Here is an 11,510-nt window from a genome sequence, read left to right on the forward strand (position 1 = left end):
AGGGCCGGGCCGGGGAGGGGAGGGTGGCTGGCCGGCTGGCGTGGACCTCTAGCGGCCGGGGTCCGTCAGCCTTCCGAGCGCACCCGGACGAACCGGGCCGTCGGCTCCCGCCGCCCCGCCGGCTGGAGCACCTCGACGAGCAGCGGTTCGACCAGCAGACGCACCGGCCCGAGCCCAGGTCGCTCCACCAGCTCGCCGAGGCGATCGCCCACCATGGCGCCGACCTGGTGGGACTGCGCGGCCGTCAGCCGGGGAGAGGTCTGCACGATCTGTCCGTCGGGCAGTTCGACCAGCAGCGCCCGTGGGCGGTCCGGACCGCCGAAGACACCGAGGAGGCGCCCGTCGCGCGTATCGGCGTGCCGGATCTTGCGCCATGACCAGGTGGAGCCCGGTCGATAGGTGGAGTCCAGGTCCTTGGCCACGATCCCCTCGACGCCCACCTCGCGCAGATCGCGGAACCACAGGTCCGCGGTGGCCCGGTCCTCGGTGGCCAGGACGCGTTGCAGCGGTGGTGCCACGGCTGCCATCACCTCTCCCAGAAGCGGCCAGCGCTCCCGCAGCGGGCGGTTCCTCACGTCCCGCCCCGGGACGGCCAGGACGTCGAAGGCAATGTAGGACACCGGCACGGCGAGCCGTTGCCGTTCGGTGGTGGACTTCAGCAGGTCGGTGAAGCTCAGCCGGCCGTCCCGGTAGGCGCAGAGCTCACCGTCCAGGACCGTCCCCGGCGCCAACCGCCGCCCCAGTTCGGCGGCGATCTCGGGGAACTCCCGCGCCAGATCCCGACGGGAGCGCGACTGGAGGAAGACCCGACCGCCCTCCAGTACGAAGGCGATCGCGCGGAATCCGTCGAGTTTGACCGTGTACTGGAAGCCCCCGGGCGTACTGCCCTGCTCGGGGATCTCATCGACGGGACGCGGGCGCATCACCTCGACGGGCGGGCGCAGGGCGATGGTCGGGTGGCTCTCGTCCATGGCGTCAGGGTGGGCCCGCCCGATGGCCGGTGCCCGTGCGGGCTCGCCGGGCCGGGCCGGTGCATCACCGGGACGGCCCCACCGTGCACGGCTGAGGGAGGCTCCTACGGGCGACGCCTTTCGGTGCGGGGGTACCTCAGGGAAGGGGCCGCGCCCGGTCGGGGTCGGTGAGCGGGCCCATCAGATCCCCGTACCGGTCCAGTCGCGGTGCAATGTCCGCCAGCCGCAGCACCAGATTGCGGCGCGCCTCCACCTCTTCCCAGGTCAGGGGCGCCGAGACGGTCGGCTCGGCCCGCGCCCGCAGGGTGTAGGGGGCGGCGGTGGTCTTGGCCGCCGCGTTCTGGCTGTGGTCGACGAAGACCTTCCCGGGGCGCAGCTTGCGGTTCATCCGGTGCAGCACCAGATGGGGGAGGACGCTCTCCCCCTCCTGGGCGAGTTCCTTGGCGTACGCAGACACCTGGGCGGAGGGAGTGGGCACCAGCGGCACCAGGATGTGCAGGCCCTTGGACCCGGAGGTCTTGGCGTAGGCGTCCAGACCGTCCGCCGCGAGCCGCTCCCGCAGCCACAGGGCGACCTCGCAGCACTCCTCGACTGAGGCAGGGGCACCCGGGTCCAGGTCGAAGACCATGCGGTCGGCGACGGCCGGGGCGGCGACCGTCCACTGTGGTACGTGCAACTCCACCACCAGATTCGCCGCCCAGACGAGCGAGGGCAGGTCGGTGATGACGACCTGGCGGGCGCGGGGGTCCTCCGAGCGCGGTACGGGGGCGGTCGTTACCCACGATGGCGTACCGGGCGGCGGATTCTTGGTGAAGAACAGCTGCCCCTCGGGGCCGTCCGGGTAGCGCAGGAAGGAGACCGGGCGGTCGTGCACATGGGGGAGGAGCGCCTGCGCGGTGGTGGCGTAGTAGTGGAGGATCTCGCCCTTGGTGGTTCCGGTGGCCGGGTGGATGACCTTCTCCAGATTGCTGAGCGCCAGCCGCCGCCCGGCCACCTCGGTGATCGGCGTCATACGATGAGAATCGCATGAAAGCCATATATGCGTGTGAATCTCATGAAAGGGATCTAACGTGCGATCCATATGGAACGGCGCGATCTCCTTCGGCCTGGTCAGCATCCCGATCAAGCTGGTGAACGCCACCGAGAACCACTCCATCTCCTTCCGTCAGATCCACACAGCGGACGGCGGTCGCATCCGCTACCGCAAGGTCTGCGAGCTGGAGGACAAGGAGGTCACGGCGGCCGAGATCGGCAAGGGGTACGAGGACGCCGACGGCTCGATCATCCCCATCACGGACGAGGACCTCGCAGCCCTTCCCCTGCCCACGGCCAAGACGATCGAGATCGTGGCCTTCGTGCCCGCCGCCTCGATCGACCCCCTGCAGATGGACGCCGCCTACTACCTGTCCGCCAACGGGGTCCCGGCAGCCAAGCCCTACACGCTCCTGCGCGAGGCCCTCAAGCGGAGCCAGAAGGTCGCCCTGGCCAAGTTCGCGCTCCGGGGGCGGGAACGACTGGGCATGCTGCGGGTCGTCGACGATGTGATCGCCATGCACGGGTTGCTCTGGCCGGACGAGATCCGGCGCCCTGAAGGGGTGGCGCCCGAGACCGAGGTGACGGTCCGGGACGCCGAACTCGACCTCGCGGACGCCCTGATGGAGACCCTCGGCGAGGTGGACATGGACTCGCTCCAGGACGACTACCGAACCGCGGTGGAGTCGATGATCGCCGCCAAGGTCGAGGGCGGCGGGGCGCTGCCCGAAGCTGAACCCGCCGAGCGCGGCGGCAAGGTCATCGACCTGATGGCTGCTCTGGAGAGCAGTGTCAAGGCGGCGCAGGAAGCCCGCGGCGAAGGGGCGGAGGGCGAAGCGGTCGCCCGGTCCGGGAGCGGGTCGGTGGCCGAGGTGACGTCGATCAAGGGACGAAAGAAGACGGCCGCGAAGAAGACCGCCTCCTCACGGGCGCCCGCCAAGAAGACCAGCGCCAAGACCAGTACCAAGACCGGCACCAAGACCGGCACCAAGACCAGCACGGCCAAGAAAGCCGCGCCCGAGAAGGCGGCGAAGAAGACCGCGGCCAAGAAGACGACGAAGCAGACCACCCGGTCCACACCGAAGAAGCGCGCTTCCTGACCCGCTTGCCACCGCGCCTCCTCGAACGAGCACTCCCGCGGGAGGACCGGATCCGGGGACGGGGATGTCCTCCCGATCTCGTAAGCTCCGGGCCATGAGCGGCGGGGAGTCGGCAAGACGGGTCATCGACGGGCGCTTCGAGTTGGAAGCACGGCTCGGCGGTGGTGGCATGGGCACGGTGTGGCGTGCGCGCGATCTGGTACTCGATCGGGCGGTGGCGCTGAAGGAAGTGCGCCCTCCCGACCCCGGGCTCGCCGAGTACGACCCCGAGGCGGCCCTTCTGCTGCGCGCCCGGGTACTGAGGGAGGCCCGTGCGCTGGCACGCGTCGACCACCCCAATGTGGTGACCATCCACCATGTGGTCGACGGCGGCGAGAACACCTACCCCTGGCTGGTGATGGAGTTGGTGACCGGCGGCTCGCTCCAGGATCGGCTGGCCCGCGGGCCGATGGCGCCGATCGAGGCAGCCGCCCTCGGGCTGGAGATATCGGCCGCCCTGCGCGCCGCGCACGACGTCGGCATCCAGCACCGGGACGTGAAGCCCGCCAATGTGCTGCTGCGGCCGGACGGCCGTCCCGTCCTCACCGACTTCGGTATCGCCGCCATCCGTGAGTCGACCGTGCTGACCGCGACCGGGTCCCTCATCGGCACACCCGACTTCATGGCACCCGAACGGATCTCCGGACAGGACGGAGGGCCCGGTTCCGATCTCTGGTCGTTGGCGATGATGCTCTACGTCGCCGTCGAAGGCGTCCATCCGCTGCGCCGGGGGACGACCCTCGCCACGCTCGCCGCCGTCCTCAACGAGGAGTTGCCGCCCCCGCGTCAGGCGGGCCCGCTGACCGGTGTGCTCATGGCCCTCCTGGTGAGGGACCCGGACGCCCGCCCGGACGCCGACACCGTGGACCGGATGCTGGCTGCCGCCGCCCGAGGCGAGCACGGGCCGACCGCTTCCACGGTGCCGCCCGCTTCCACAGTGCCGCCCGAGACGTCGTACCGACTAGGACCCCCGAGTACGCCGTCCACCGCGCCGCTCGGTACCTTCGGCCCGCCCATCGACCCCGTGACGTCCCAGGACGCCGTCCCCCCGTACCCCACGGGCGGGCGCACCGGCCTTCGGCCGACCGTCGTGTCGCCGTCCGCCCCACCGCGGCGGTCCGTGCTCCGACGCCGCACGACCGTCGTTTCCTCGCTACTTGCCACCGCCCTGACCGCCGTCTTGGTGTGGAGCGTGCTGCCCGGGTTGCTGCCCGACGACGAGAAGAAGTCCTCGGCCACACCGGGCGGCTCCACCTCCCCGTCCGCGTCCACCGACAAAGGCGCCACTCCCTCTCCCTCGGGTCCCGGAACGCAACAGAAGGACGACACCGAGGGGCAGGAGAAGGGCGAGCCCGCCAGCCTGCTGACGCCCGACGGGCTGCGGCTCGTGGTGAAGGAACTCAAGGCGGAGATGGGCACCGACCAGGTGGGCAGGTTCGTCGTGTACCCCGAGTACGCATCCGTCAATGGCATGGTCAAGGGCAGCAAGACCCGCTTCGACAGCTATGACTACCGCGTCGGTGAGGGAGTCTCCCGCGGCATCATGAGCGGCACACTCATGGGCGGCGAACAGCCGGTGGGACTCGACACCTACGACTGGGACATCGTCCCCGCCCTGATCAAGAAGGCCGAGAAGGACCTGGGCGTCGAGGACCCGACCTCCCGCTACCTCGTGCTCGACATGCCGAACTCCCTCCACCAGTCGGAGGCGGGCATCTCCATCTATCTGTCCAACCAGTACGGCTCGGGCTATCTGTTGGCCGACCGCACGGGAAAGGTGATCAGGACGGTGCCGGCCACCAAGTGACCGCCGCCTCCCGGCCGGCACCCTTCGCGCGCCATCCCTCGGCATCGCAGGCCGCACCCGCGCCACCGACCCGTCCGAACGACACGCCTAGGGCTTGCGCGCCACTGCCCCGTACATGGCGATGTCCCGGTCGTCGACCGGTGACGGGTCGGCCGGCGGTCGCCACTTGTGCACCTGCTGGACGCCCGGCTCGACGAGCTCCAGCCCGTCGAAGAACGCCTCGGCCTGCTCCCGCGTGCGCAGGCACATCGGCATGCCCCGCCGCTCGTACTCGGAGGCCACCCGCCCCACCTCCACCGGAGCGAAGTCGGCCGTGCCGATGGACATGGCCACATAGCTCCCGGACGGTAGCGGGTCGAGCAGTCGCCGTATCAGGGCATGGTCCGCCGGCGGCAGGATGAAGTGAAGGATCCCGATGACCATCAGCCCCACCGGTTCACGCAGATCCAGTGCCTCCCGGAAGGCGGGTGAGCCGATGATGGCGTCCGGGGTGCGCATGTCCGCATCCACGTACGCGGTGTGCCCCTCGGGCGAACTGGTCAGCAGCGCCTGTGCATGGGCGAGCACGATGGGGTCGTTGTCGACGTAGACCACCGCCGCGTCCGGACGCTCCTCCTGGACCACCTCATGGAGATTGGGCGAGGTGGGCAGTCCCGTACCGATGTCCAAGAACTGGCGTATGCCCGCCTCACGCGCCAGATGGCGCGCGGCCCGGTGCATGAACGCGCGATTGGCCCGCATATGGACCGGAAGAGCCGGCCACTCCCGACACATGGCGTTGCCGGCCTCGACGTCGACCGAGTAGTGGTCCTTGCCGCCCAAAATGTAGTCATAAACCCGGGCGGAGTGCGCCTGGCCCGCATGGGCCCCGTCCGCCGCCTGCTCCTCGTGTTTCACAACGTTCCTCCATAAGTCGATGGGATGGGAGTGTAGAGCCGCGCGGCCCCGCAGCGCCCCAACGCACCTGTACTGGAGGGCCGTTGGAGCGGTGCCGCGATGCTTGCCGCAGCCCGACGGGATGCCCGGCGCGACCTGTTGCCCGACCGCCACGAGACACCCGGTACGCCCCGTGTCCAGCTGTCGCCCCACGGTCACCGGGTGGTGTCGGCAGGTCCGATGCCCCACGGATACCTGTTGGATACACGGCCTCCGCGCAACGGATGGGTCGCTGCCGCACAGTGGGTCCGGCGGGTCGAGGTGCTCGCGGCGAATCTCCTGCGCAGCACCAGGGAGGATCGTGGAGCGGTATCGACGTCGTACAGGGAAAGGCCCGCAGTGAGCGCAACATCGCAGGAGGACATCGTCCCCGGCTCCCCCCAGCCGCCCGAAGGGACTCCGGTCCTCCTTCTCGTCGAGGACGACGAGGTGATCCGTACCTCGGTCTCGATGGCCCTGGCGCGCTACGGCTTTCGGGTGCACTCGGCCGCCGACGGCCTGACCGGTCTGGAGATGTTCCGCGAGCACGCGCCCGATCTGCTGCTGCTCGATGTGATGCTGCCGGAGCTGGACGGCATCGGTCTGTGCCGCAAGGTGCGGGAGACCAGCCAGGTGCCCATCTTGATGATGTCGGCGCGCGGCGACTCCCTGGACGTGGTGTCGGGCCTGGAAGCGGGCGCCGATGACTATGTGGTGAAGCCGGTCGACACTCCCGTACTGGTGGCCCGGATCCGAGCCTTGCTGCGCCGTACGACCTTCACCCCCGACCCCTCCGAGACGGCTGGGGCGGCCTCGGCAGCGGACCGCGACACTCTTGTCTTCGGCGATCTGACCGTGGACACCCGTGGGCTCGATGTGTTCCGCGACAAAGAGCGGATCGCCCTGGCCCCCACGGAGCTCAAACTCCTGCTGGAGTTCGCCGCGCACCCCGGGATCGTCCTGGACCGGCAGACACTGCTGCGCAACGTGTGGGACTACGGCTGGGACGGCGACACCCGGGTTGTGGACCTCTGCGTCCAGCGCCTGCGCAAGAAGATCGGCGCGGACCGCATCGAAACGGTCCGCGGCTTCGGCTACAAGCTGCGGCGCTGACGGCGATGCGCACAGGAAACGGAAATGCCCTCAGGGGCTCGTGGAACTGGCGATCACTGCGCTGGAAGATCGCCGCGCTGGTGGTCCTGACGTCCTGCGCGGTGGCGGTGACGGTGGGCGCGCTCGTTCACCGGGCCACCGAGCAGCGCCAGCTGTCTGAGGGCAGGAGCAGTGCCCTCTACGAACTGGAGACCGTCATCGAGGAGTACCGGCGGGGCGAGGACGTCTTCCGGCCGGACCGGGGAGTGTTGGCGGGGGAGGAGATTCCGCCCGAACTCCTCAGCCGGGTGGAGCGCGCCCGAGGCGCATCCGCCACCTGGTACGACACCGAGAGACGGCACGGTCCCTGGATGTGGGCGGGCCAGTCCGTCGGCGGCCAGGTGCTTGCCGTGGAGATCGAGTTGAGCGCGGACCAGCGGAATCTGGCCGCCCTGGACCGCACCATCATCAAGGTCTCCGCCGCCACCCTGGGCGTGATCACCCCACTCTCACTGGTCCTCACCGAACTCCTCAGCCGCCGGCTGCGCCGGGTGGCGCGCACCGCTCGGCGCATCGCGGACGGGGAATTGGACGCCCGCACCGGATCGGGTGGACGCAAAGGCGATGAGGTCACCGAGATCGCAGGAGCGGTCGACTCGATGGCCCAGTCCCTCCAGCAGCGGCTGATCGACGAACAGCGGTTCACCGCGGATGTCGCCCATGAACTGCGCACACCGCTGATGGGACTGGTCACCTCCACCGAGTTGCTGGCCGAGGGACCGGCGACCGAACTCGTGCGGGACCGGGTGCGCGTGCTGCGCGGACTGGTCGAAGACCTGCTGGAGATCTCACGCCTCGACGCGGGCGCGGAGGCGGCCGACGAACGGATCGTGCCGGTCGGCAATGTCGTCGAGGAATCGGTGACACGGACCGGGCTGCCCACCCGTACGGTGATCGTCCACGACCAGCGCGTTCCGACCGACCCGCGTCGCCTGGACCGCATCATCACCAATCTGGTGCTCAACGCCCACCGCCACGGTCGTGAGCCCGTCGAGGTACGCGTGGACGGCACGAGCGTGACCGTACGGGACCACGGTCCGGGCTTTCCCGAATCCCTCCTGGCCAATGGGCCGCAACGATTTCGCACCGGTGTTGCGGAACGCGGCCACGGCCATGGGCTCGGACTGACCATCGCGCTCGGACAGGCCCGGGTCATCGGGGCCACACTCCACTTCTCCAATGCGGAGGACGGCGGAGCGATCGCCGCCCTGAGACTGCCCGACCAGGCCCCGCCCGCGCACTGACTCGCCCCACGATCTGATTTGGCCCGCGCTCCGGCTTGGCCCGCGCTCCGGCTTGGCCCGCGCTCCGGCTTGGCCCGCGTTCTGACAACGGCCGCGCTGACAACGGCGGTGATCTGGCCCCGGACCTGCGGTGATCCGATCCGTGCCCGGCCTGATGCGTGGCTGACACATGGCCGAGCGCTGCCCGACGGGTGATCTCAGCGGTGCGGACACACCCCTCCCACAGGCTGACCGACATGCGCAATCCCGCGTGTCCGTCCCCCGGAGGCAGCCATGCACATCCCGTCCGACCACGGTCCGATCCCCGACCGCCGGCCACCGCGACGGGCACCCGCCCCCGTGATCTGGGGCGCGGCCATGGCGCTGCTGCTGACCGCACTCGGCGGCTGGGTCATCACCAGCGGAACCGAGGAGCACCAGGAGTCGAAGCCCTCGCTCTCCACCGGCGCCCTGTCCTTGCCATGGCCACAGGACGGCCAGGCGAGTGTGACCGACACCCGCACCGGGGCCTCCGGCACCAGCGGTGAGCAGAAACCCGTACCCATCGCCAGCGTCACCAAGGTGATGACCGCGCATGTCATCCTCAGCGGCCACCCGCTGAGGCAGGGACAGTCCGGGCCGGTCATCACCGTCGACCAACAGGCGCAGGACGAATCACACTCATCGGTGGAGTCGACCGTCCGTGTCGAAGCGGGTCAGCGGCTCACCCAGCGGCAACTGCTGGAGATGCTGCTCCTCCCCTCGGGAAACAACATCGCCCGACTGCTGGCCCGTTGGGACGCCGGGAGCGAAGCCGCCTTCGTCACCAAGATGAACCGTGCCGCAGCCGCTCTCGACATGCGACGGACCACGTACACCGACGCGAGCGGACTCGGACCCACCACCATGAGCACTTCCGACGATCAGTTGCGGCTGGCCCGGAAGGTGATGCGCGACGCGACCTTCCGGGCGATCGTCGCCACCCCGGAAGTCGCCGTCGGCGGTCCCACGGGCACCCTTGCCAACACCAACAGACTGCTCGGCACCGCGGGCAACATCGGGATCAAGACCGGATCGAGCACCCCCGCCGGCGGGGCCCTGATGTGGGCCGCCACGACCGGGCGGGGATCAGACGCGGGGCTCGTCCTCGGTGTCGTACTGCACCAGAAGCCGAACACCACACCCGCCGAAGGGTTGGACGCCGCTTTCCAGGCCGCCGAACGGCTCGCCGAGGCCGCGCGCAGGGGCGGCCGGCCATGACCGTCGAAGCACCCCTCACCACCACCGAAGCCCTCCCCCGCGCCATGGACGACCGGTCACGACGAAGATTCGATCTGCGCAGCGCCAACGGCCGGTGGATCGCCGCCGCGAGCCTCCTGTACGCGATCGCCCTGCTCGCCCACCCACTGGTCCCCAACGGCGCACGCAACTCGGGCAGCCTCGTCGACACCTTCCTGCCCTGGTCATGGCTGGCGATCCCGCTGCTCCTGTTCCTCGCGCTGGTGCGCCGCGCCCCGCTCGCCCTGATCACCACACTCCTGCCCGGGCTCGCCTGGCTCGGTCTGTTCGGAGGTTCGCTCATCGACCAACGAGGGACCGGCGGGGAGCTCACCGTGGTCAGTCACAACATCGGTGCGGAGAACCCGGACCCCGCGGGCACCGCCCGCACTCTCGCCAAGACCGGTGCCCAGGTGATCGCCGTCCAAGAACTCTCCACCACCGCACGGGAGGAGTTCCAGGGGGCACTGCCCGCGCGCTATCGACACCACACGGTGCAGGGCGGTGTGGGTCTGTGGAGCACCTATGCGATGACGGCGGCCGAGCCCGTGGACATCATGCCGTGGCCACGTGCCCTGCGTGCCACCCTCGCCACGCCGAAGGGGCCCGTCACCGTGTTCGTGGCCCATCTCGCCTCGGTCCGGGTGACCTCGGAGTCCGGTTTCACCACCAACCGCAGGGACCAGGCAGCAGATCTGCTGGCCCGGGCCGTCGACCGGGACCCCGCGGCGAAGGTCCTACTCGTGGGCGACTTCAACGGCACGTCCCACGATCGTGGACTGGCCTCGCTTCTGGACGGGATGACCTCCGCACAGGAGGTCGCCGGGGACGGCTTCGGCTTCAGTTGGCCGGCCCGCTTTGCGCTGGCCCGCATCGACCACATCCTCGCCCGTGGCCTTCGGCCGACGTCGGCCGACACCCTCCCCCCGACCGGGAGCGACCACCTGCCCGTGGTCGCCTCCTTCCGCCTCTGACAGGATCACAACAGCCCTGCCAACCCGGCAGCACCAACAGCCCTAACGACCACCTGTGTACGGGCTCGGGCCGCCGCCCTCGGCAGATGACACCAGGTGCCGGCCGGTCATGGCATCCCGCTCGGATTCAGAGGCCCAGGCCGCTCAGCCGGTCCTCGTACGCGATCGTGACGTCCTCCAGATCGTCCTTCGGGTCCTCCCACAGGGCCTCCAGTTCGGCCTTCACATCGGCCGGCAGCGCTTCCCAACGCTCAGTCCAGGAGTCGGCGTTGGGAGACCAGTAGCCGACGACCTTGAAGCGGCTGGAGGGCAGGGACAGCGTCTTGCGGAAGTGTTTGCGCACGGTGCGCAGGGCCGTGGTCTCGCCCGCGGTCCACACGTAGGTGCCGGTGAGATCGCTGTCCTCGGGCAGGGCCGCGGTCACCAGATCCGCCAGCCGGCTCGGGCCGTGGCCGTTGCCGCCGTACGCCCAGGTGACCTTGGCGCGCGGGTGGGCCGGCAGGGGCTGCACCGACGCCTGGTCCGGCACTTCGACGATCACCCTGGTGGTGATGTGGTCCGGGGTGTTCTCCAACAGCCGGGCGACCGCCGGCAACCCGGTCTGGTCCGCGACCAGGATCTGACGGGTGACGTCCTCGGGCGGGTCGTAGAGCCCGGTGGGGGAGTTGAAGCCCAAGGGATCGCCCGGTTGGGCCCCCGCCGCCCAGGTCGCGGCCACACCGTGGTCGTGCAGCACGAAGTCGATGTCGATCTCGTTCACTTCCGGCCGTACCGCACGGATCGTGTACGTCCGCATGGGCGCGGTGGGACTGCCCTCCGGGGTCTCCCAACTGGTCTCCGTCGCGACCGGCAGGGACAGGTCATGACGGTCGGGGCCGTGCGGGAAGAACAGCCGCACATACTCGTCGCCCACCCCCGTCGAGGCGAACTTCGACAGGTCCCCACCAGTCAGCACCACACGGACCATGGTGGCGGTGAGGGGCTCGACCCTGGCGACGACGGCTCGGTAGATCTCCACG

At 69.8% G+C, this 11,510-nt stretch carries 10 protein-coding genes; 6 read left to right on the forward strand and 4 right to left on the reverse strand.

Translation table 11 applies throughout. The annotated features are described in order from the left end of the window. Positions 1-65: 65 nt before the first annotated feature. The gene (locus OID54_RS25970) at positions 66-971 is read right to left on the reverse strand and encodes an ATP-dependent DNA ligase (protein WP_329023277.1); all 906 of its coding nucleotides are present in this window, start codon (positions 969-971) and stop codon (positions 66-68) included. Positions 972-1,107: 136 nt separating this feature from the next. Next, a complete protein-coding gene (gene ligD, locus OID54_RS25975) occupies positions 1,108-1,983 on the reverse strand; it encodes a non-homologous end-joining DNA ligase (RefSeq protein WP_329023279.1) in 876 nt (291 codons plus the stop codon). 58 nt (positions 1,984-2,041) lie between these two features. Between ligD and ku the strand changes: the two genes are divergently transcribed. Further along, a complete protein-coding gene (gene ku / locus OID54_RS25980) occupies positions 2,042-3,103 on the forward strand; it encodes a non-homologous end joining protein Ku (RefSeq protein WP_329023281.1) in 1,062 nt (353 codons plus the stop codon). Between the two features lie 94 nt (positions 3,104-3,197). Next, positions 3,198-4,949, forward strand: a complete 1,752-nt coding sequence (locus OID54_RS25985; RefSeq protein WP_329023283.1) for a serine/threonine-protein kinase — start codon at positions 3,198-3,200, stop codon at positions 4,947-4,949. A gap of 87 nt (positions 4,950-5,036) precedes the next feature. Here OID54_RS25985 and OID54_RS25990 read toward each other — a convergent pair whose 3' ends face one another. Next, positions 5,037-5,846: an SAM-dependent methyltransferase gene (locus OID54_RS25990; protein ID WP_329023285.1), complete on the reverse strand. Its 810-nt coding sequence runs from the start codon at positions 5,844-5,846 to the stop codon at positions 5,037-5,039. A 402-nt stretch (positions 5,847-6,248) separates the two neighbouring features. On the opposite strand from OID54_RS25990, the gene cseB reads away from it, so the two are divergent. From cseB to OID54_RS26010, 4 genes are all read left to right on the forward strand, one after another. Continuing rightward, entirely contained in the window at positions 6,249-6,977 is a 729-nt protein-coding gene (gene cseB, locus OID54_RS25995) for a two-component system response regulator CseB (RefSeq protein ID WP_329027796.1), read from the forward strand. 80 nt (positions 6,978-7,057) lie between these two features. Beyond that, positions 7,058-8,260: an ATP-binding protein gene (locus OID54_RS26000; RefSeq protein WP_443055793.1), complete on the forward strand. Its 1,203-nt coding sequence runs from the start codon at positions 7,058-7,060 to the stop codon at positions 8,258-8,260. Between the two features lie 273 nt (positions 8,261-8,533). After that, positions 8,534-9,499: a D-alanyl-D-alanine carboxypeptidase family protein gene (locus tag OID54_RS26005; RefSeq protein ID WP_329023289.1), complete on the forward strand. Its 966-nt coding sequence runs from the start codon at positions 8,534-8,536 to the stop codon at positions 9,497-9,499. A 44-nt stretch (positions 9,500-9,543) separates the two neighbouring features. Next, the gene (locus OID54_RS26010) at positions 9,544-10,491 is read left to right on the forward strand and encodes an endonuclease/exonuclease/phosphatase family protein (RefSeq protein ID WP_443055794.1); all 948 of its coding nucleotides are present in this window, start codon (positions 9,544-9,546) and stop codon (positions 10,489-10,491) included. A 127-nt stretch (positions 10,492-10,618) separates the two neighbouring features. On the opposite strand, the gene OID54_RS26015 is transcribed toward OID54_RS26010, so the two are convergent. Next, entirely contained in the window at positions 10,619-11,509 is an 891-nt protein-coding gene (locus tag OID54_RS26015) for a siderophore-interacting protein (RefSeq protein WP_329023293.1), read from the reverse strand. Between the last annotated feature and the right edge of the window lies 1 nt (position 11,510).

The organism is Streptomyces sp. NBC_00690 (assembly GCF_036226685.1).
Taxonomy (GTDB): Bacteria; Actinomycetota; Actinomycetes; order Streptomycetales; family Streptomycetaceae; genus Streptomyces.